The organism is Dactylosporangium sp. NPDC049140 (assembly GCF_040648435.1).
This window is the reverse complement of sequence record NZ_JBEZDS010000024.1, coordinates 85,385-106,636: the sequence shown is the minus strand read 5'-3', so window position 1 is coordinate 106,636 and position 21,252 is coordinate 85,385. Positions and strand designations below refer to the sequence as shown.

General features: G+C 74.5%; 17 protein-coding genes and 1 pseudogene. 6 read left to right on the top strand and 12 right to left on the bottom strand.

Features of this window, described 5'->3' with window-relative positions:
- The first annotated feature begins 39 nt into the window (after positions 1 to 39).
- Together AB0B76_RS32565 and AB0B76_RS32560 are read left to right on the top strand one after the other, a co-directional pair.
- Positions 40 to 505, top strand: a pseudogene (locus AB0B76_RS32565) (LLM class flavin-dependent oxidoreductase).
- Between the two features lie 92 nt (positions 506 to 597).
- Positions 598 to 1,818, top strand: a complete 1,221-nt coding sequence (locus AB0B76_RS32560; protein ID WP_360382596.1) for a hypothetical protein — start codon at positions 598 to 600, stop codon at positions 1,816 to 1,818.
- 4 nt (positions 1,819 to 1,822) lie between these two features.
- On the opposite strand, the gene AB0B76_RS32555 is transcribed toward AB0B76_RS32560, so the two are convergent.
- Positions 1,823 to 2,266, bottom strand: a complete 444-nt coding sequence (locus AB0B76_RS32555) for a hypothetical protein (RefSeq protein WP_360382595.1) — start codon at positions 2,264 to 2,266, stop codon at positions 1,823 to 1,825.
- Positions 2,263 to 2,958 carry a VC0807 family protein gene (locus AB0B76_RS32550; RefSeq protein ID WP_360382593.1) on the bottom strand — a complete coding sequence of 232 codons (696 nt, stop codon included), beginning with the start codon at positions 2,956 to 2,958 and terminating at the stop codon, positions 2,263 to 2,265. The genes AB0B76_RS32555 and AB0B76_RS32550 overlap by 4 nt, the downstream gene beginning before the upstream one ends.
- A gap of 106 nt (positions 2,959 to 3,064) precedes the next feature.
- Here AB0B76_RS32550 and AB0B76_RS32545 point away from each other — a divergent pair, with 106 nt between their 5' ends.
- Entirely contained in the window at positions 3,065 to 3,841 is a 777-nt protein-coding gene (locus AB0B76_RS32545) for a PaaX family transcriptional regulator C-terminal domain-containing protein (RefSeq protein WP_360382591.1), read from the top strand.
- 106 nt (positions 3,842 to 3,947) lie between these two features.
- Here AB0B76_RS32545 and AB0B76_RS32540 read toward each other — a convergent pair whose 3' ends face one another.
- Positions 3,948 to 6,779: a GH92 family glycosyl hydrolase gene (locus AB0B76_RS32540; RefSeq protein WP_360382590.1), complete on the bottom strand. Its 2,832-nt coding sequence runs from the start codon at positions 6,777 to 6,779 to the stop codon at positions 3,948 to 3,950.
- Positions 6,780 to 7,104: 325 nt separating this feature from the next.
- On the opposite strand from AB0B76_RS32540, the gene AB0B76_RS32535 reads away from it, so the two are divergent.
- Positions 7,105 to 8,538 (top strand): FAD-dependent monooxygenase, encoded by a 1,434-nt coding sequence (locus tag AB0B76_RS32535; RefSeq protein WP_360382589.1) that lies wholly within the window; start codon positions 7,105 to 7,107, stop codon positions 8,536 to 8,538.
- Positions 8,539 to 8,650: 112 nt separating this feature from the next.
- On the opposite strand, the gene AB0B76_RS32530 is transcribed toward AB0B76_RS32535, so the two are convergent.
- From AB0B76_RS32530 to AB0B76_RS32510, 5 genes are all read right to left on the bottom strand, one after another.
- A complete protein-coding gene (locus AB0B76_RS32530; RefSeq protein WP_360382587.1) occupies positions 8,651 to 9,055 on the bottom strand; it encodes a nitroreductase family deazaflavin-dependent oxidoreductase in 405 nt (134 codons plus the stop codon).
- 92 nt (positions 9,056 to 9,147) lie between these two features.
- Positions 9,148 to 9,783: a hypothetical protein gene (locus tag AB0B76_RS32525; protein WP_360382586.1), complete on the bottom strand. Its 636-nt coding sequence runs from the start codon at positions 9,781 to 9,783 to the stop codon at positions 9,148 to 9,150.
- 10 nt (positions 9,784 to 9,793) lie between these two features.
- Positions 9,794 to 10,579: a hypothetical protein gene (locus AB0B76_RS32520; RefSeq protein WP_360382584.1), complete on the bottom strand. Its 786-nt coding sequence runs from the start codon at positions 10,577 to 10,579 to the stop codon at positions 9,794 to 9,796.
- Positions 10,579 to 11,229, bottom strand: a complete 651-nt coding sequence (locus AB0B76_RS32515) for a hypothetical protein (protein WP_360382583.1) — start codon at positions 11,227 to 11,229, stop codon at positions 10,579 to 10,581. Before AB0B76_RS32515 ends, AB0B76_RS32520 begins: the two co-directional genes overlap by 1 nt.
- Positions 11,230 to 11,270: 41 nt before the next feature.
- On the bottom strand, positions 11,271 to 12,662 hold the full coding sequence (locus tag AB0B76_RS32510; RefSeq protein WP_360382582.1) for a S8/S53 family peptidase: 1,392 nt from the start codon (positions 12,660 to 12,662) through the stop codon (positions 11,271 to 11,273).
- Positions 12,663 to 12,722: 60 nt separating this feature from the next.
- On the opposite strand from AB0B76_RS32510, the gene AB0B76_RS32505 reads away from it, so the two are divergent.
- Positions 12,723 to 15,701, top strand: coding sequence for a CHAT domain-containing protein (locus AB0B76_RS32505; protein WP_360382581.1), 2,979 nt, complete (start codon positions 12,723 to 12,725; stop codon positions 15,699 to 15,701).
- A gap of 14 nt (positions 15,702 to 15,715) precedes the next feature.
- Here AB0B76_RS32505 and AB0B76_RS32500 read toward each other — a convergent pair whose 3' ends face one another.
- The 4 genes from AB0B76_RS32500 to AB0B76_RS32485 form a co-directional block, all read right to left on the bottom strand.
- Entirely contained in the window at positions 15,716 to 16,195 is a 480-nt protein-coding gene (locus AB0B76_RS32500; RefSeq protein WP_360382579.1) for a hypothetical protein, read from the bottom strand.
- A 5-nt stretch (positions 16,196 to 16,200) separates the two neighbouring features.
- Positions 16,201 to 16,803: a sigma-70 family RNA polymerase sigma factor gene (locus AB0B76_RS32495; RefSeq protein WP_360382578.1), complete on the bottom strand. Its 603-nt coding sequence runs from the start codon at positions 16,801 to 16,803 to the stop codon at positions 16,201 to 16,203.
- 124 nt (positions 16,804 to 16,927) lie between these two features.
- Entirely contained in the window at positions 16,928 to 19,129 is a 2,202-nt protein-coding gene (gene katG, locus AB0B76_RS32490) for a catalase/peroxidase HPI (protein WP_360382577.1), read from the bottom strand.
- A gap of 119 nt (positions 19,130 to 19,248) precedes the next feature.
- Positions 19,249 to 20,556: an MFS transporter gene (locus tag AB0B76_RS32485; protein ID WP_360382575.1), complete on the bottom strand. Its 1,308-nt coding sequence runs from the start codon at positions 20,554 to 20,556 to the stop codon at positions 19,249 to 19,251.
- Between the two features lie 40 nt (positions 20,557 to 20,596).
- Here AB0B76_RS32485 and AB0B76_RS32480 point away from each other — a divergent pair, with 40 nt between their 5' ends.
- The gene (locus tag AB0B76_RS32480) at positions 20,597 to 21,250 is read left to right on the top strand and encodes a helix-turn-helix domain-containing protein (protein WP_360382574.1); all 654 of its coding nucleotides are present in this window, start codon (positions 20,597 to 20,599) and stop codon (positions 21,248 to 21,250) included.
- Positions 21,251 to 21,252: the final 2 nt, after the last annotated feature.

Genomic DNA, 21,252 nt, shown 5'->3' with positions numbered 1-21,252 from the left:
CTATACCCACATGCCCTACCGGTTGACTAGGATTAGCACGTGACCCTCACCTTCCACTGGTTCCTGCCCACGAACGGCGACGGCCGCGACATCGTCGCCGGCGGGCACGGCGCCCAGCCCGGCGCGGCCGGCGGGGTCCGCCCCGTCACGGTGGCGTACCTCGGCCAGATCGCCCGCACCGCCGAGCAGCTCGGCTTCGAGGGCGCGCTCACGCCGACCGGGCTGTGGTGCGAGGACGCGTGGCTGACCACGGCGATGCTGGTGGCGGCGACCCAGCGGCTCAAGTTCCTGGTCGCCTTCCGGCAGCCACGCGGAGGTGGCCGACCGCATCGAGGAGTATCACCGCCTCGGCATCACCGAGTTCATCCTGTCCGGCTACCCGCACGTGGAGGAGGCGTACTGGTTCGGCGAGGGCGTGCTGCCCGTCCTGCAGGCCCGTGGCCTGTGGCGGCACCCGTCCGCCCCACCGGCGGAGCCGGCGTCGGTCCCCTTCGCGGGAAGGTAGCTGTCGGGAACCCGATGCCGCCACGGTGAACGGTTCCGGCCCGGCCGCGTGTCTCTCGGCAGGTGACCGAGCAAACTCGCGGAGGGGGCACCATGAACAGCATCGTCCGGCGAATCATCTGCATCGCAGGCGTCGCCGCGATCGCGGTCGCGGGCAGCGCCGTGCCCGCGCAGGCCTATCACTACAAGACCAGCAACGGGTGTACCCCGGGCAAGTGGTCGACCCCGGACCCGAACCCGAAGTACTACATCCACATCAACGAGTTCTTCGCCGCCGGCTGGAACGCGAGCGACCTCGGGGACCTCGACGCGGCCGTGTACGACGTCATGCGCGAGTTCAACGCGATGGGCGGGACCACCGCGTCGGTCGACACGTCCGGCATCAACAACAACGTCGAGCCGTACGAGGCGAACACGCCGTTCAACGACACCAGCCCGACCATCCACATCGGATTCACCGACGACCCGAACGAGGTCGACACGAGCGGCGTGGCCCGGGCCAGCGCGAAGTACCTGCCCGACGCGTCGTGCGAGTACGACGAGGTGCGCATCACCTTCGAGGACAAGAGCCTGCTGGACTGGAACTTCGGCACGCCGTCGAACTACTACACGGCCACCGACACCGACTCCTCGGGCGCGTTCTGGTTCCGGCCGGTCATGATGCACGAGCTGCTGCACGCGTTCGGACTGGACCACTCGGCCGACTCGTACTCGTTCATGAACGGCGGCTGGTACCCGTGGGCGGGCGGCGGCGGCGACATGGCCGACGCCATCAAGCCGCTGCCCGACGACGTCCGCGCGCTCCGCGACCTGTACCCGGCGTCCGGCGACCGGTCCGAGATCGCGCTCCTCACCACCTGGTACGACCGGAACCGCATCACGTCCGGCGCGGCCGACCAGGTGTGGGTGTGCAGCCCGAGCCGCGGCAGCGCCATCTCGACCGGCGCGCTCGCCACCGCGTACTGCGGCGTGGGCGGCCCGAACGCCGGCTCGACAACGGTCTGCGCGGGCGACAACGTCTATGCGTGGTACGTCATGGCGAACTACTCCACCGACACGGCCGACGACATCAGCGTGCGCATGTACCTGTCCACCGACGACGTGTACAGCAGCAACGACCTGCTGTCGCCGAGCACGCCGAGCCCGACCGTCGAGGCCGCGCGCTCGAAGGTGATCGGGAACCGGCTGGAGGTGCCGAGCGGGCTGACGTCCGGCACGAAGTACTACGTCATCCTCCACGCCCTCGGCACCACGTCGTCCGGCGACTGGGTCGAGGACTGGACCCCGCTGCCCGGCCGGCTCACCGCCTGCTGAGCGGTCAGGGCCGGGTTCCCGTGCGGGTCAGCTCCATGGCGAACGTCTGCCGCCGATCCGTCCCGGTGAACCCGGCCTGCCGCCAGGTGTCGCCCTCGATCGTGGCCTCGAAGCGGACCGGCACGCCGGGCGCGACCTCGTAGCCCCAGCCGAACGAGCCCGGGCCGACCTCCAGCGGCACCTCCACGCAGCCGCCGGCCGAGTAGGCCCGCCAGGTGCAGCCGCCGGCCTCGGCGTCGAAGCGCGCCACGGCGAACGCGGTGAAGCGCACGTCGTCCCGGTCGCCCGGCGCCGTGGCGCACCCCTCGACGGTGACCAGCGCGCCCCCGAGTACCGCACGGACCACCTCCTCCTGGTCGAACTCGACGGTCCGGGGGCCCACCGCGGTCCAGCCGCGCCCGCGCCAGTGCCCCAGCAGGAAGCCCAGCCGATCGGCGGCCGTGTTCACGCCGTGCCCACGGCCGGGGCCGTCGCCAGGCTCTCGGCCGCGGCGCGAGCGCGGGCCAGGCCGGCCGCCCGGGCCCGCATGCCGGTGCGGATCGAGTACCCGATCAGCGCGGCCAGGAACGCGAAGGGCAGCAGCGTGGCCACGGTGTTGGCGAGCTCGAAGTCGTCGATGCCGTACGCGGCCGCGATCCGCAGCGCCGCCTCGAGCAGGAAGCCGAGGCCCCAGACGATGGTGATGCGATACTGCGAGGCGCGGAAGTCCGGGTACTGCCACAGGCTCGACCAGTGCCGCATCCCCTCGCGGGTGCCGTCGGTGGCGAACTTCGCGCCGAAGTAGAACATCAGCGGGCGCGGCAGCAGCAGCGACAGCAGGCACACCGCGCCGAACCCGCCGGTCACCAGCGAGTCCTTGGCGATGAGCAGCCGCTGGTCGGCCCCGCCGAACAGGGTCGCCGCGGACGACAGCAGCAGGAACAGCAGGATGACGGCCGAGGCGCCGCTGAGCGTGCGCGCCCGGATCCAGGTGATGGCCATCATCGTCAGCGGGCCGATGCCGGAGACCAGGTAGGCGATGCGGTCGCCGGCGCCCAGCCGCTCCGCCACGGAGAACGCGACGAGCGCCAGGCCCACGTCGAAGACCGCGGTGAGCAGGAAACCGGTGAGCATCGCGCGGCGACCGGCGGGTTGACTCATGGAGGGGTACCCTTCAATTGTTACGGAGGAGCTCACGACCGTGAACGTAAACCTAACATCACCGGCCGATGCCGGGCCACCCCGGCGCAGCGCGAAGGTGGGGCTGGTGCCGTTCGTGTTCGGCGCCGCCGGGGCCGACGAGCTGCCGGGCACGGTGCTGGTGGGCGTGCTGGGCGACCTCGGGATGTCCGCGGTCGCGGCGCGCGGCCTGCTCGCCCGGATGCGCGATGACGGTCAGCTGGCCGTGCGGCGGCAGGGGCGGGGCGGGCTGTACCGGCTCGCCGGGCCGTTCGCGGACGCGTTCCGCCGCCTGCGCAGCGGGGAGCGGCCGGGCCCGCCCCCGCCCTGGCCCGGCCACTTCCACGCGCTGCTCTACCAGGTGCCCGAGGCCCGGCGCGCCTACCGGGACCGCCTGCGCCGCCTCGCGCAGCTCGCCGGCTTCGGCATCATGCAGCAGGGCGTGCTGATCGCGGTCCGCGACCTCGCCGGCGACCTGGCCGGCGTGCTCGCCGAGGCGCCGCCGGACTGCCGGGTGCAGCCCGCGACCCTCGGCCTGCCGGTCGCCGACGCGGCCGCGGTCGCGCGGACGGCCTGGAACCTTGACGCCGTCGCCGGCGGCCTGGCCCGGCACGTGGCCGTGCTCGCCGGGGCCCTGGCCGCCGCCGGGCCGCCGCCCACCGGCCCCGACGCCCTCGTCCGCCTGGCGGGCCTGCTCAACCCGGTCTACGTGGACCTGATCCAGGACCCGGGCCTGCCGGCCGCGCTGCTACCGGCGGGCTGGCCGCGGCCGGAGCTGGACCGGCTCATGGCCGAGACGCGGGCGCGCCACGTGCCGGCGGCGGCGCGGTACATCCACTCGCTGGTCGCCTTCACGGCCGGCTGAGCGCCTCGAGCTCGTCCGGCAGCCGGCCGCCCACGGGCACCGCCCCGGAGGCGGCGAGGTCCCGCAGGCGGCCGGCCACCGCCTCGGTTTCATTCCCTATCGGCGCTCAGCCGTACGCCTCGAACTCGTAGATCCGCGCGGCGCCGCCGGTGCCCGACTGCTCCGCGGCGATGACGTTGAGCCGCAGGTACCGCGCCGAGACGTTCACCCCGTGCGTGGTCACGCTCGCGGTGTTGCCGCGGGCCTGCACGATCGTCGTCCACGTGGTGCCGTCGGTGGACGCCTGCACGTCGTAGTCGCGGGTGTTCCAGGCCGCCGACTCCCCGCCCGCGCCGGCGTGGCGGATGGTGACGGTCCTGACGGTGGCATTGGCCCCGAGGTCGACGCGCCACCACTTGGACGCGCCCGTCGAGCACCACTTGTCGCTGGTGCCGCCGGAGACGCTGCCGTTCACCGCCTTGGCCGGGCCCTCGTTGGCGTTGCAGGACGAGTCGGCGGTGGCGGGCTTGTTCAGGGCCAGGTTCGCCGACGCCGGCGGCGCGGAGTCGAACGACGGCGGGGCGTCGGCGGCCGCGCTCCCCCACGCGGTGTTCGCGGTCGTGCCGAGGGTCAGGTCGACGGTACCGCCGGCCGCGAGCACGCTCTCCGGCAGCCACGGCCGCGTGGTCGTGGCCCCGTTGAGCTTCGCGCTCTGGATGTACGGCGCGTTCGTCGCCGCGCCGGTGCCGTTGATCGTGATGGTGGCGCCGTTGCCGCGGTGGATCGCGACCTGGCCGAACAGCGGGCTGCCCAGCAGGAGCTCGCCCCGGCCGGGCGCGAGCGGGTAGAGGCCGATGGCCGCGAACACGTACCACGCGGACATCGCGCCGAGGTCGTCCTGCCCCGGGATGCCGCCGGGCCCGTTCGACCACAGCGTGTTCACGACCTGGCGCACGGTCTGCTGCGTCTTGTACGGCTGGCCGGCGAAGTCGTACAGCCACGGGGTACCGATGGACGGCTCGTTGCTCAGGTCCGACTTCGTGCCGCCGGCGTTGGACAGCGCCCAGCTGCCGTCGCTGTTGTGGAAGAACCCGTCGAGCCGGGCCGCCGCCGTGGCCGCCCCGCCCATCTTCGCGAACAGGCCGTTGACGTTGAAGGGGACCATCCAGGTGTACTGCGCCGCGCTGCCCTCGGCGAACCCGTCGGAGCTCGCCGGGTCGAACGACTGCCAGGCCCCGGCCGAGTTGCGCTGCTGGATGTAGCCGGTCCCCGGGTTGAACACGTTCTTCCAGTTCTGCGCGCGGCCCAGGAACTGCGCGGCGTTCGTGGAGTCGCCGAGGCGCCCGGCGAGCTGGGCGATGCCGAAGTCGGCCGACACGTCCTCGAGGGTCTCCCCCGCGCCGCCCCAGGCGTTGCCGTCGGAGGGGACGTAGCCGATGGACAGGTACTTGTCCAGGGACGGCCGCTCGCCGACCACCATGACGTTCCAGCCGGTGCGGCTCAGGTCGGCGGCGGTGACGGTGGTCGCGGCGTGGACCATCGAGGTGAGCGCGCCGGGCGCGTCGAACGTGGTGCCGCCGAAGGCGTAGATGCTCGCCACCGCGGCGTGGCCGGGGTCGCCGGTCATCACGTGCGTGCCGCCCTGGTTGTGCGTCCAGCGGTCCCACACGCCGTTGTTCTGGCTCGCCTGGTTGAGCAGCGACTGGGCGATGTCGGCGCCGACGTCGGGGCGCAGCAGCGTGACGAGCTGGACCTGGTCGCGGTACACGTCCCAGCCGGAGAAGTTCGCGTACTGGGCCCGCTGCGCCCCGGCGACGGCGTGCACCTGCTGGTCCATGCCGCGGTACTGCCCGTTGGTGTCGCTGAACACGTTGGGGTGCAGCAGGGAGTGGTACAGCGCGGTGTAGAACGTGCCCTGCTGCGCGCTCGTGCCGCCGGTGATGGCGACCCGGTTCAGCTCGGCGTTCCAGGCGTCGTGGGCGCGGGTCCGCACCGTGTCGAACGCGGTGCCGGCCGGGTTCTCGGCGTCCAGGTTGGCCTTGGCGTTGGCGAGGCTGACGTAGGAGACGCCGACCCGCATCCCGACCGCCGCGCCGGTGCTGGTGTCGAAGGAGACGTATGCGCCGGAGCCCCTGCCCGCCGGCGGCCAGCCGGACGTGCCGTAGGTGGTGCCGCCGCTGGAGCTGGTCGAGCCGGGCGACAGCGTGCCGTCCTGCCACGTGCCCGTGCTCGCGAACGGCTTGTCGAAGGCGGCGTAGAAGTACAGCGTGTAGTAGCTGCGCCGGTCCTCGGTGTTGATGTAGCCGCAGAAGTTGCCGCTCGTCACGGATCCGCTGACGACCCGGTTCGCGGTGTCCACAGTGGTCGTCGCGGCGCTGGAGCCGACCTCGGAGTTCGACGTGCGCACGAGCAGCGACGCGGTCTTGCCGGCCGGGTAGGTGAACCGGCCCGCGCCCGTGCGCGTGGTCGCCGACAGCTCCACGTCGACGCCCGAGTCGAGGCCGACGCGGTAGTACCCCGCGGTGCCGGTCTCGTTCGCGTGCGCGAACGAGCTGGCGTAGGTCGCGTCGGTGCTGTCCGACGAGGGCGAGGAGGACACGGTCGCGGGGTACGGCAGGAACGGCACGTCCCCGGCGCCGCCGGCGCAGCCCGTGCCCGACATGTGGGTCAGGCTGAAGCCGCGCGTGCGGGTCACGTTGTAGTCGTAGCCGCCCGGCTGCGGGGTGCGGGTCTGGTCGCCGCGGGTGTTCTCCGGGCTCCACTGCACCATGCCGAACGGGGTGTCGGCGCCCGGGAAGGTCTCACCGGAGTTGGCGGAGCCGATGAGCGTGTTGACGGTGGCGGCGGGATCGGCCACCGCCGCGCCGGCGCCGGCCACGGCGCTGAGCTGGACGGCCCCGACGGCCGCGGCGAGGGCCGCCACGGCACAGAGGGCCCGCCTGAGGGCATTTGGACGCATGGGGACACGCCTCCTGAGGGGATGCTTCGCAGCGGCGCTCTGGCGGGAGCGCGGCGCGCGGAACGGGTCAACGACCTTCGTCGATCCCTAAAGGAAGCTAACAATGGCGACGATCGATAACAAGGGGGTTTTGTAAAAATTTGCCCTCTGGACGGGACGGGCCCCGCGCTTGTACCTTGCAGCTGACCGTGACGCCGCCCGAGGAGGTGAGACCCCATGAACGCTGTAGCGATGTGGGTGCTCCCCCGGCCGTCACGGCTGGGCGACTGACGTAGGTGTCGCCGGGAGCGCCCCGCCCACGAGGCACTCCCGAAAGGCAACACCCATGGACCCTGAATTTGACGTGATCATCGCCGGCTGCGGGCCGGCCGGTGCGATGCTGGCCGCCGAGCTGCGGCGGCACGATGTGCGGGTGGTCGTCCTGGAGCAGGACACCGAGCCCACGTCGTTCGTACGCATCGTCGGCCTGCACATCCGCAGCCTCGAGCTGCTGGCCATGCGCGGGCTGCTGGACGGCATGCTGGAACGCGGAAGGCGGCGCCCGGCCGGCGCTTACTTCGCCGCCATCGACAAGCCCGCGCCCGAGCGCGTGGACTCCGCGCACGCCTACCTGCTGGGCATCCCGCAGCCGGCCGTGGTCCAGCTGCTCGAGGAGCACGCGATCGCCCTGGGCGCGCAGGTCCGGCGCGGCTGTGCGGTGGCCGGCTTCGAGCCGGACGACGACGGGGTGACCGTCGAGCTGGCCGGCGGCGAACGGCTGCGGGCGCGCTACCTCGTCGGCTGTGACGGCGCGCGCAGCACGGTGCGCAAACTGCTCGGCGTCGGCTTCCCGGGCGAGCCCGCACGCAACGACACGCTGATGGGCGAGCTGGAGGCGAGCGCGCCGCGGGAGGAGATCGTCGCCCGGGTGGCGCAGATCCGCGAGACCGACAAGCGCGTCATGTTCGGGCCCGCCGGCCCAGGCGTCTACCGCGTCGTCATCCCCGCCGCGGGCGTCAGCGACCGCGCGGAACCGCCGGTCCTGGAGGACTTCCGGGAACGGCTGCACGCCATCGCCGGTGCCGACTTCGGCGTGCACTCCCCGCGCTGGCTGTCCCGCTTCGGGGACGCCACCCGGCTGGCCGAGCACTATCGGGTCGGGCGGGTGCTGCTGGCCGGCGACGCGGCCCACATCCATCCGCCGATCGGCGGCCAGGGCCTGAACCTGGGCCTCCAGGACGCCTTCAACCTCGGCTGGAAACTGGCGGCGCAGGTCCGCGGCTGGGCCCCCGAGGCCCTGCTGGACACCTACGAGGCCGAACGCCGCCCGGTCGCCGCGGACGTGCTGGACAACACCCGCGCCCAGACGGAGCTGCTGTCCGACGGACCGGGCCCGCAGGCCGTGCGCCGCCTGCTGACCGAGTTGATGGACTTCGACGAGGTGAACCGCTACCTGCTCGAGAAGATCACCGCGATCGGCGTGCGCTACGACTTCGGCGCCGGCCCCGACCTGCTCGGCCGCCGCCTGCCCGACATCGACGTCAAACCGGGCCGCCTCTACGACCTCCTGCGCGGCGGCCGCGGCCTGCTGCTGGACCGCACCGAGGGCCTGGCCGTGGGCGGCTGGTCGGACCGCGTCGACCACCTCGCGGACGCCACGGCGGCCCTGGACGTTCCGTGCGTCCTGCTGCGCCCCGACGGCCACGTCGCCTGGATCGGCGACGACCAGCGGGACCTGGACGCGCACCTCGCCCGCTGGTTCGGCCGCCCCACCGGCTGAGCGAGCACGGCGTCAGGCCCCGGCGGCCTCGGCGGCGTAGGCAGCGGCCAGCGGGCCGACCACGCGTTCGAGGAAGCCGGGGCCGTGACCGCCGCGCACGCCGCCGGCCGGGTCAGCGCCGGGTCAGCGCGATCAGGGGAATGCGCCGGCTGGTCTTCGTCTGGTAGTCGGCGAAGCCCGGCATCCGGGCGACCAGGCGCTCCCAGGTCGCGGTGTAGTCCTCGTCCAGGATCTCCTCGGCGTGCACGTCGAGCACGTCGGTGCCGACCTCGGCGGTCGTGTCGGGGTTGGCGCTGAGGTTGTGGTACCAGTCCGGGTTCTTGTCCGCGCCGCCGGCCGAGGCGACGATCACCATGCGGTCGCCGTCGGGCAGGTAGGCCACGGGGTTGACACGCTCGGTGCCGGTGCGGGCGCCGAGATGGTGGATGAGCAGCAGCGTGCCGCCCTCGAACGGGCCGCCGACCTTGCCGCCGTTGGCGCGAAACTCGTCGATGATCTTTGCGTTCCAGTCGCTCACGGCTCAATCACATCACCGTACGGCGCCGACGGCTACCTCGGCGCCGGCCACCGTCCGGGCGACCCACGGCCGCCCGGGCGGTGGCGGGCGGTTCAGCGCAGCAGGGACACGTCGGTGATGGTCACGCCCGGGGCGTCCTGGACCGCCCAGAACACGGTCTGGCCGACCTGGATCTCGACCTCGGCCGGCTCGGCCGCCGCGCCGCGGACGTGCACCAGGGTGCCGCGGGCCAGGGCCCGCTGCCACTGCGTGCGCCGCCCGTTCGCCTTCTGCGCCCGGGGCTCGGGCGCGGCGACGCGGACCACGCCGCGCAGGCCGCTGCCGTTGGCGTCCGCCCACTCGTACGTGCCGGGCAGGCCGAACGCGTGGGTGTAGACGGACTCGTCGCACAGCGCGGCGGAGTCCACGACGGTCTTGCCGATCGCGCCGCGCACCGCGAAGCCGGTGCCGGTGGTGCCGTCGGTCGACCAGGTGACGAGGTCGCCCCGGTTGACCTCGAGCCGCGCCGGGGTGGCGGTCAGCTCGCCGTCGACCCGGGCCACGGTGATGTGGTGCTGCTGCTGCGTGCCGCCCTCCCGGTCGGCCACGACGATCGCACGCGCGTCGTCGTCCTCGTCGGCGAGGCCGGTCGGCAGCGGCGACAGGTCGTAGCGGAAGGTGCCGGGCGCGCTGAAACGGTACGAGAAACAGTTCGTCAGGTTGAGGAACCTGCTGTCGAGCGTGTGCATCGGCCTCTCCTCACAGGTCCGCGCTGAGGACGAGCTCGTCCTCGCCGGTGGACTGGACCTCCGCCGCGAGCGCGGCGATGGTGAACGGCACGGCGGGGTCGTTCGGGCCGGCGGCCGGCAGGGTGATGACCTGCGAACGGCGGGTCAGCTCGATGGTGAGGCCGGCGACGAACAGGTTGACGACAGTGCCGAGCAGGCCGGCGATCGACGCGACGCCGAACGCGGCCATGATGACGCCGACGGCCAGGGCGAGCAGCGGGCCGATGAACGGCACGGCGGCGACGGCCGCGGCGACCGCGCCGCCGATCGCCAGCACCAGCGCGGTCGCGGCGGCGCCGAGGTCGAGCTTGCGCACCTGCTGGATGACGAGCGCGACCACCCAGTCGCCGCCGGCGAGCGTGACCGACAGGCCGAAGTCGGCGGAGACGACCGCGGTGCTGGAGAACGACACCGGCACGGTGATGGTCGGGAAGCCCAGGCAGATCTTCGGCGTGCAGATGTCGCCGAACGGCGTCGGGATGCAGATCCGCGGCAGGCAGAAGTCGAGGAAGCTCAGGTCGAGCGTGAGTTTCAGCGACAGCGTGTAGTGCACCGCGACGTCGTCGACGGCGGCGGTACCGGGAGCGACGAGCCGCAGCACGCCGCCGGTCAGGTTCGCGGAGGCGCTGTAGGCGGCGCCGAACGGGCCCAGCGCGGCCGAGCCGGAGGCGCTGCGGGTCCCCAGCGCCTGCTCCCCGCGCTGCAGCAGGACGTTCGCGGCGGCCTCGTCGACCGCGGCGATGATGTCGGTCGCCATCAGGCCACCCCTCCCCACACCTCGAGCCGGTCGTCCGCGACGGCCGGGCCGGACTGCAGCACGAGCTTGAAGAACCCGCCGTCGATGAGGTCGAACGGCAGCCGGACCTGGCTCAGCGCGCCGTTGAGCAGCGTGCGGACCAGGCATTCGAGCAGCCCGTCCAGCGACGGCGGCTCGACCTTCTCGATGGCCACCTGGTCGACGACGAGCGAGACGTCGCCGACGCCGGGCGAGAAGTACCGGGCGCTCGGGTGGCCGACCGCGACCACGTCGAGCGTCGTGCGCACCGGCGTCACCGTCCGGTGCCGGTCGTCCTTGGGGTCGTCGCGCAGGCAGCCGACGGTGATGGTGGCCGCGGTCGCGACCGCGAACTGGTTCGGGCCCAGGCCCAGCGGCGCCGGCAGCGCGCTGTCGGCCGGGAACAGGTCGACGTGCGGGACGGTGAAGTCGACCGCCCACGGGATGCCGCCGGGCACCCCGGGGAACGGGATCGCGCTCATCGCCGTGACCGCCGGAGAACTGGCGGACACGAACGGCGGCGAGGCGTAGTGCAGGTAGTGCGGGCGGACGGTGAACAGGGTCGTGAGTGCCTTGTTCACCCCCGCCTGGCCGAGGGCGCCGAAGACGCCGAAGGTTCCGGTCAGGCTCATGGAAGTACCCCCCAATCCTTTGCCTTCTCGACGCGCGGGGGTCACCGGTTGATACGACAGTGGTGCGGTTGCCCGGGCGGCGGCAGCAGCACGGCGCCGACGCCGGGGATCGCGTCGCGGCGGGCCTGGGCGATGAGCGCGGCCGCGGCGGCCGGGCCGTTTTCGCCGGTGCACGACATGCGGGCCGCGATGAGCCCGGCGACCATCGGCGTGGAGAACGAGGTGCCGCTCCACGTGGCCATGCCCTCGAAGCGCTGCGGGACGCCGCGGCGGGGCGGTTCGGTGTACGTGTACACGCCGCTCGGGAACGCGTTGACGAGCCGCTCGCCGGGCGCGTACACGTCGACCCACGAGCCGAAGTTGCTGAACCCGGCGCGGGCCCGCCAGTGCGCGGCGAGGGCCCCGACGCCGACCGCCCAGCGGCTCGCGGCGGGCCAGAACGGCGCCCGGCCGCCGTCGTTGCCGGCCGCGGCGACGAGTACCACGCCCTTGTACCGGTGCAGGAAGCCGTCGTGGAAGGCTTCGAGGACCATCAGCTTGGCCGGGTCGTCGGTGAGCGTGCCGGCCGACAGGCTGATGACGTCCGGGTGGTCGTGGACGAGGCCGTGCTCGAGCGAGGCCGCCAGCTCGCGCTCGAAGGCGGTGCCGGGCGGGTTCGTCGCCGGGCCGAACAGGCTCCCGGGCAGCCCGGCGCGCACGATGACCTCGGCGGCCGGGGCCACGGTGCGGATGACGCCGGCGATGAAGGTGCCGTGGCCGGCGTACCGCTTGATCCCCCCGCCGCCGACGCCCGGATCGGGGTCGCCGGTGACGCCCGCCAGCCACGGCTTCGCGGCCGCCTGCGGGTCCAGGCCGGTGTCGATGACCAGGATCCGGATGCCCTCGCCGGCCCGGTGCTCGCCGGTCGGCGGCGGGTCGGGCGGCGTGTGCGGCGGGACGTGGCCGGGCTCGTCGGCGGGGCAGACACCGGTGTGGTCGGTCAGGTGCAGCAGGTGCTCCGGGCCGACGTCGCCGGGGCTCAGCGGGTCGTGGGTGCGCCGGCCCTTCGTGTCGAACAGGCCGTTGCGCAGCACCCGCAGCGCGTCGAAGACGCTGCGACCGGCGCCGAGGCGCAGGTACCGCAGGCCGTGGAACGCATCGCCGTCGCGGGGCTCCTCCGGGCGCCGCTCCGCCCCCGGGTGCAGCGCCGCGATGCGCTCGGCGTCGTCGCGGGGCCGGAGGTGGGCCGCGGCCAGGATCTCGCGGGCCCGGGCGGCGGACTCCTCGCGGGCGAGCACGAAGCCGCGCCGCACGAAGTACCGGATGCCGCCGGTCTCGCGCCAGTCCGGCGGCCCGGGCTCGACGTAGTCGCCGTACTCCTCCAGCACCATTGCGGTCTGGGCCTCGGCCGGCGTGCGGGCCTCGCTGGACCGCGGCCATCCTTCGTCGTTCATCATCGGCTCCTTCCGGTATTGCCGTTGGTCGGTGGTCGGGTTGGCCCCACACTGGGAGGCGTGCCCGAGGGCGACGAGCTGCTGCTGCTTGCGCTGTCCCGCCCGGCCGACGCGCTGGCCGAGGCGGACCGGCTGATCGCGGCCGGGGTGGGGCCGGGCCCGGCGTCCGTGGCGCACCAGGCACGCGCGATCGTGGTTCGCGACGCGGGACGGTTCCCGGACGCGCTGCGGCAGCTGCGCCAGGCGCTACGGCTGGCCCGGGCCGCGGGCGACGGCGGGCGGGTCGCCGACGTGCAGGCGACGCTCGGCTCCACCCTCGCGATGGCCGGGCGGACCGCGGCGGGGCTCGCGGCGCTCGACGCGGCGGTGGCGGCCGGCACCGGGCGGGTCGCGGGCCGGGCGCTGATGCGCCGCGCGCACCACCTGGCGACGATGGGCCGGCGGGAGGCGGCGCTGGCCGACCTCGACCGCGCCATCCCCCTGCTGCACCGCCACGGCGACGTCGTGTGGGAGGCGCGGGCGCACAGCTGCCGGTTCGGGGTGTACGTCAACTTCGGCGAGGCGGCCCGCGCCGAGCGCGACCTGGCGATCGCCGGGCGCCTCTTCGCCGAGGCCGGCCAGGAGCTCGAGCTGGCCTTCATCGTGCACAACCGGGCCGAGCTCGCCGTGCTCGCCGGGGACCTGCCCGCGGCGCTGGCGCTGCTCGACGAGGCCGAGGGCCGGTACGCCCGGCTGGGCGCGTACGTGTCGGACCTCGTCTTCGACCGGTGCAAGGTGCTCGTCGCCGCGGGGCTGGCCACCGAGGCGCTCGCGCTCGCCGACGCGGGCGTGGCGCGGCTGCCGGGCCGTACCGCGGACAAGGCCGAGATGCTCTTCGCCGCCGCCCGCGCCGCCCAGGCCGCCGGCCGCCCGCACGACGCGGCCGAGCGGGCCCGGGCCGCCCGGGACCTCTTCCGCGCCCAGCACCGCCGGTGGTGGGCCGCCCGGGCCGCGTTCCTGCTCGTGCAGTCCGGCTACGACGCCGGCCGGCGCGACGGCCGCCTGCGCGCGGCGGCCGAGCGGATCGCCGACCGCCTCGACGAGCTGCACGCCGAGGAGGCCGGGGCGGCGCACATGCTGGCGGGCCGGCTCGCCACGGCCGGCGGGCGGCTCGCCGCGGCGGACCGGCACCTCGCGCGGGCGGCGGCGCTGGGGCGGCGCGGGCCGGCGTACGGGCTCGCGGCGGCCTGGCTCGCCCACGCGCTGCGGGCCGAGGCGCGGGGCCGGACCGGGGCGGCGCTGGCCGCGTGCCGGCGCGGCCTGGCCGCGGCGGCCGAGCACCAGCAGCGGCTGGGCGCGGTCGAGCTGCGCATCCACGCGGCCGCGCACGGCACGGAGCTGGCCGCGATCGGCCAGCGGCACGCCCTGCGCCGCGGGGACGCCGGGATGCTGCTGCGGTGGAGCGAGCGCTGGCGGGCGGGGGCGCTCGCACCGGCGCCGCTGCGGCCCGTGGAGGAGCCGGAGCTCGCCGCCGACCTCGCCGCGCTGCGGGACATCATGAACCGCATCGACCGGGCGCGGGCGGCCGGGGCCGGGATCGGGTCGCTGGAGCAGGACCGGCGGCGGCTGGAGGCGGCGATCCGCGCCCGCACCCGCCGGGCGGCGACGCGGCGCCGGGCCGACGAGGCCGCCGACCACCCGTCGCGCGACCACCGGGCGGCGGCGCCCCACCGCGCCGGCGAGGGCGCCGACCGTCCGCCGCGCAACCACCGGGCCGGCGCCGGCGCCGACGGACACCGGCCGCCCGGCCGCCGGGCGGCCGGACATGCACCGCGCGGCCGGGGGGACGGCGAATCCGGCGACCAGCCGCCGGGCGGCCACCGGGCCGAGGACGCCGCCGGAGACCCGTCGCCCAACCCTCCGGCCGGCCAGGCCGCCGGAGACCCGTCGCCCAACCCTCCGGCCGGCCAGGCCGCTGAGCACCCGCCGCCCCGCGCTGCGGCGGCCGGACACCCTCCATCCGGCCGCCGCAGCGACGACACCGCCGGGCCACTGCCGCGCGATCGCCGGGCCCGCGAGGCCGGGTACCCGCCGCGCGACGAGGTGCTCGGGCGGCTCGACGGACACCTGCTCGTGGAGCTGGTCGCGGTCGACGGCGTGCTGTACGCGGTCACGGCCCGGGCCGGGCGCACCCGGCTGTACGAGGTCGGGCCGCTGGCCGCGGCGGTCCGGGAGGTCGAGCTGGCGCGGTTCCTGCTGCGGCGCCTGGCCCGCGGGCGGGCGCCGCGCGGCAGCGAGGACCTGCTCGAGCGCGCGGGCCGGTGCCTGCAGGCCGCGCTGCTCGGGCCGGCCGCGGACGAGGTCGGCGGGCGGCCGGTGGTCATCGCGCCGCCCAGCCGGCTGCACGCGGTGCCGTGGGCGATGCTGCCGGCGCTGCGGCGGCTCCCCTGGTGCGTCGCGCCCTCCGCGGCGGTGTGGCTGCGGGCGCGGAGCCTGCCGCCGGACCCGCGGCGGCGCACCGTGGTCGTCGTGGGGCCGGGACTGCCGGGCACGCGCGCGGAGGCGGCGCAGATCGCCGCCGGGTACCGCCGGCCGGTCGTACTCACCGACGCGGAGGCCACCGCGGCCAAGGTGCTCGCGGCGGTGGACGGGGCGGCGACCGCGCACATCGCCGCGCACGGCGTCTTCCGCGCCGACAACCCGCTGTTCTCGTCGCTGCGCCTGGCCGACGGCGAGCTGACCGTGTACGACCTCGGGCGGCTGCGCCGGGCGCCGCGCCGGCTGATCCTGTCCAGCTGCGAGTCCGGGATGGTGGCCGCGATGCCCGGCGACGAGCTGCTCGGCATGATCAGCGTGCTGGTGCCGCTGGGTACGACGAGCCTGCTGGCCAGCGTCGTGCCGGTGAACGACGCGGCGACCGCCCCGTTCATGGCGCAGGTGCACGCGGGCCTGCGCGCGGGCGCGGCGGGGGGCGAGGCGCTGGCGGACGCGCGGGCGGGCACCGACGGCGGCCCGGTCGCGTTGGCCACCGCTCTCGCTTTCGTCGCGCTGGGCCACTGATCCAGGAGCGGGCGTCACACGGTCACCCAGGCCGTCGTGACACGCGCCCCGTCCGCCGCGCGGCAGTGCAGCCGCACCCGTCCGTGCTCGACGTCCTCCACCAGGAAGCGGCCCAGCTCGTCCAGGTCGACCCCGCGGCGGCCCGTGGCCGACTCCAGGTGGCAGTCCCCGGCGGCCGCGCCCGTGATCAGGCCGATCAGCCGGACCCGCCCCCCGCGCGCCTCGACCTCCAGCTCCACCGCGATCCCGCCCCCCTCGAACGACAGCAGCCACCGGCCCGGCGCCGCGGCCGGTTCGGACCGGACGGCCGCGTACACGTCGTGGGTGCGGGAGTCGGCGATGAGCAGCGCGATCTCGGCGTCCAGGTCGCGGGCGAGGAAGGCCGCGCGCGCCGCCGGCAGCAGGTGCGCCGGCGGCGGGTCGACGGCGGCCGCGATGCGTCGGAAGGCGGCGAGCGCGTCCTGCTGCCATCGGGAGAACATGTCGGGCGTCACCGCGATCACCCCTTCCGGGCGTCGGTCGGCCGGTGCGGGGCGTCGTCGAAGAGTTCGTCGCCGTCCAGCAGGTCGCGCAGGCACTGGAAGCAGCGCTGCCGGGTCGGGCCGATGCTGCCCATCGGGATGCCGAGCGCGGCGGCGATCTCGGCGTACGACGGCGGTGGATCGGCCATGAGCACGCGCATCAGGCGCTGGCAGGCGGGGCGCAGGCGGCCCAGGGCGTGCCAGAGGGCGGCGTCGCGCTCGTCGCGCAGCAGCCCGTCCTCGAGCGGGTCGGCGACGGCCACGATGGCGTCCCAGCCGTCGGCCTCGTCCGGGGCGCCGAGCTGGAGCCGGGCGGCGCGGCGGTGGATCGTGAGGCTTTCGTGACGTACCGTCGTGGCCAGCCAGGCGCCGAGCCGCTCCGGCCGCTGGATCGCGTCGAGATTCTCCAGCAGGCGCAGCCAGCTCGTCTGCACCGCGTCGGCGGCGTCGGCCTCGTGCAGGCCGAGGCTGCGGGCGACCGACCAGAGCAGGCCGGTGTACCGCCCGGTCAGCTCCTCCCACGCCGCCGCGTCGCCGCCCTGGATGCGTCGCAGCAGCTCCGCCGGGTCGAACTCGTCCATCGCGCCGCCCCCTGCCGACCTGGTCCCTGCCGACATGACGCCGGAGGGCACCGGTCTGATACATGCGCGAAGCCGGACCCGCCACAGAGGCGGATCCGGCTTCGCGGTAAAGGGACGGCCCTGGTCAGACCAGGTCGAACCGGTCCAGGTCGGTGACCTTGGCCCACGCCTTGACGAAGTCTCGGACGAACTTGTCCTGGGCGTCGGCCGAGGCGTACACCTCCGAGATCGCGCGCAGCTGGGAGTGCGAGCCGAACACGAGGTCGACCGCGGTCGCGGTCCACCTGACCTCGCCGTCGGCGCGCCGGCCCTCGTACACGTTCTCGTCCGACTTCGACGCCGACCACTGCGTGCCGGCACGCAGCAGGTTCACGAAGAAGTCGTTGCTCAGCGTGCCCGGACGGTCGGTGAACACGCCGTGCGCGGCCCCGCCGTGGTTGACGCCGAGCGACCGCAGGCCGCCGACGAGCACGGCCATCTCGGGCGCGCTCAGGTTGAGCAGGTACGCCCGGTCGACGAGCAGGACCTCCGGCGGGAGCTTCTCGCCGGCGCGCACCCAGTTGCGGAAGCCGTCGGCGCGCGGCTCGAGCACCTTGAAGGAGTCGACGTCGGTCTCCTCCTGCGTGGCGTCGGTGCGGCCGGGCGCGAACGGCACGGTCACCGTGTGGCCGGCCTCGTGGGCCGCCCGCTCGATCGCCGCGCCGCCGCCGAGCACGATCAGGTCGGCGAGGGAGACCTGCTTGCCCCCGGCGTTGAACTCGGAGCGGATGCGCTCGAGCACGGGCAGTACCGCCGCAAGCTGCTCCGGCTCGTTGACGGCCCAGTCCTTCTGGGGCGCGAGGCGGATGCGGCCGCCGTTGGCCCCGCCGCGCTTGTCGGTCGAGCGGAAGCTGGCCGCCGCGGCCCACGCGGTGGCGATGAGCTGGGTGGCGGTCAGGCCGGAGTCGAGCAGCTTGGCCTTGAGGGCCGCGACGTCGGCGTCGTCGATGAGCGTGCCCTCGACGGCCGGGACCGGGTCCTGCCACAGCTGCGGCGCCGGGATCCACGGGCCGAGGTAGCGCGCGATCGGCCCCATGTCGCGGTGCAGCAGCTTGTACCAGGCCTTGGCGAACGCGTCGGCGAGCTCCTCCGGGTGCTCGTGCCAGCGCCGGGTGATCGGCCCGTAGATCTCGTCGTAGCGCAGCGCCAGGTCCGAGGTCAGCATCATCGGGGCGTGGCGCCTGGCCGGGTCGTGGGCGTCGGGAACGGTGTCCGCGCCCGCGCCCTCCTTGGGCTTCCACTGCTTGGCGCCGGCCGGGCTCTCGGTCAGCTCCCACTCGTACCCGTACAGGTTGTCGAGGAAGCCGTTGTCCCACTGGGTCGGCGCGTTCGTCCACGCGCCCTCCAGGCCGGAGGTGAGCGCGTCGACGCCGACGCCGGTGCCGGCCTGGTTCTTCCAGCCGAGCCCCTGCTGCTCGATCGGGGCGCCCTCCGGCTCCGGGCCGAGGTGGTCGGGCTTGTGCGCGCCGTGCGCCTTGCCGACGGTGTGGCCGCCGATGATGAGCGCGGCGGTCTCTTCGTCGTTCATCGCCATGCGGCCGAACGTCTCGCGGATGTCGCGGGCGGAGCCCAGGATGTCGGGGTGGCCGGCCGGGCCCTCCGGGTTGACGTAGATGAGGCCCATCTGCACGGCGCCGAGCGGCTCGGCCAGCTCGCGCTCGCCGTCGTAGCGCTCATCGCCGAGCCAGGTGTCCTCCGGGCCCCAGAAGATCTCCTCGGGCTCCCAGATGTCCTCGCGGCCGAAGCCGAAGCCGAAGGTCTTGAAGCCCATCGACTCGTAGGCGACGTTGCCGGCGAAGACCAGCAGGTCGGCCCAGGAGATCTGGCGGCCGTACTTCTCCTTGACCGGCCACAGCAGCCGGCGCGCCTTGTCGAGGCTGGCGTTGTCGGGCCAGCTGTTGAGCGGCGCGAAGCGCTGGGCTCCGCTGCCGCCGCCGCCCCGGCCGTCGGTGGTGCGGTAGGTGCCCGCCGCGTGCCAGCTCATACGGATGAACAGCGGTCCGTAGTGGCCGTAGTCGGCCGGCCACCACTCCTGCGAGTCCGTCATGAGCGCGTTGAGGTCGCGCTTGAGCGCCTCGACGTCGAGCTTGGCGAACTCCGCACGGTAGTCGAAGTCCTCGTCCAGCGGGTTGGCCCGGGCCGTGTGCCGGTGCAGCACCGACAGGTCGAGCTGGTTGGGCCACCAGTCACGGTTGGTGTGCGGGCGGCTCGCCTTCGCGGTCGGGGCCGGGATAGACGGGTTCTCGCTCTCGCTGGTGCTCTCGGTAACGTCCTTGTTGTCAGACATTGTCCGCTTCTTCTTCCCCACGTTCTGGAATCAATCAAGTCTTAGTCGAGCACAGCCTACCGGTGACCGCGCCCTCCGTTCCACCGAACACCCCGATGATTTTGCGGCGGGCGGGTGACTCAGCGGCTGAGCGCGGCGGTGGCGTCGAGGCGGTACCCCCGCTGCAGGAGCAACGCCAGAAGCATCAGCGCCGCCGGTACCGCCCCGAAGCCGAGCCGGATCCAGGTGACCGCCGAGGCCGGCTGGACCACCTCGTCCGCGCTCGCCACGAAGCCGCCGAGGGCCAGGCACGCGGCGTACACGTACGGCCCGAGCGCCCCGCCGAGCGAGTCCACCGCGGTCCACACGCCGGTGTAGCTGCCCGCGCTCTCGGCCCGGCCCGAGGCGGCCACGACGTCGGGCAGCATCGAGAACGGCAGCAGCTGCAGCGCGGCGAACGCGACCCCGAGCACGGCGACCGCGGCGACGAGCACCGGCACGCCCACCGCCGAGCCCGCGGCCAGCACCAGGCAGCCGAGGACGAAGACGGCCTGGGCGACGAGCAGGCCGCGCTGCTTGCCGTAGCGGCGCGCGAGCGCGACCCAGGCCGGGGTGGCGATCAGGGCCGGGGCCAGGAACGCGGCCACGAGGACGGTGGTGAGCTTCGGGCGGCCGAGCTCGTACTCGGTGTAGTAGGGCACCCCGGCCAGCACCAGGTGCGACGTCGTGGACATGGCCAGGTAGGCCGCGATGAGCCGGCGGAACTGCCGGTCCCGCAGCGCGACCAGCAGCGCGTGGCCGCTCCGGGTGCGCTCCAGCGGGGCGGCCGCGGCGAGCCGGCCGACGCCGGCGACGCCGACCAGCATGGCGACGAGCATGCCGGCGCCGAGCGCGAGGGCCATCGTGGCGTAGCCGGCCCGGGTCGGCTCGTCGCCCCCGGCCAGCAGCGGCGCGGCCAGGCCGCTGGCGAGGATGCCGATGGTGAGCACGACCATGCGGAAGCCCATGAGGCGGGTGCGCTCGTGGTAGCCGATCGCGAGGTCGGCCGGGGTGGACAGGTAGGGCACCTGGTAGGCGGCGAAGAGCAGGTTGCCCGCGACGAAGGCGACCGCCACCCAGCCGGCGGCGGCGGGGCCGGAGAGGTGTGCCGGTACCGTGAAGAGCGCGGCGAACGCGGCGAAGAGCGCGCAGCCGAGCAGCAGCAGGCGGCGCCGGCTGCCGTGGCGGGCCAGGCCCGCGTCGGAGACGGTGCCGACCCAGGGGTGGAGCACCACGTCGGCGATCTTGGGCACGAGCAGGGCGGCCCCGGCCAGCAGCGGCGTGACGGCGAGGACGTCGGTGAGGAAGTACAGCAGGAGCAGGCCCGGCACCGTGATCCAGATGCCCATGCCGAACGACCCGGTGGCGAACGCCGCCAGCCCGGCCCGGGGAAGTCGTGCGCCGTCCATGCCGCCCCCTGGTTATCCAACGGTTGATGGATACTAGGCGATGATGGAACGCATTGACAGCCCCCGTCGCGGCCCCGGCCGGCCCCGGCGGGACGAGCGGGCCGCCACCAGCGAGTCGATCCTGGCCGTGGCCGTGGGCCTGTTCGCCCGGCACGGCTTCGCCGCCGTCAGCCTGCGGCAGATCGCGGAGGCGGCCGGCGTCGACGTGGCCACCGTGCACCACCACACCGGCGGGAAGGCGGCGCTGTACGAGGCCTGCTTCGGCGTCGTGTACGAGGCCGAGCGGGCGGCGCTGGGCCCGGTCCTCGCCGACGCGCGCCTCGCGCTGCCGGACGGGGCCGACGCGGTGCTGCCGGTGCTGCACCGTCTCGTGGACACGTTCGTCGACTTCCTCGAGGCGCATCCCGAGAACACCGGGCTGTGGCTGCGCCGCTGGCTCGACCCGGCCGGGCACGAGGGGCTCGACGAGCGTTACGCGGCGCCGCTGTACGACCGGGTCGCCGACGTCCTCGCCGCGGCCGACGCGGCCGGCATCCTGCACGAGCCCGCCCCGCACACCGCGGTACGCAGCCTCATCTGGGCCCTGCACGCGCACGCCGTGCAGGTGCTGCACGCGGGGCCGGACCCGGACCGGCAGCGCGAGGCCCGGGCGTTCGCGCACCGCTGGCTGCGGCGGATGTACGGCACCGCTTGACC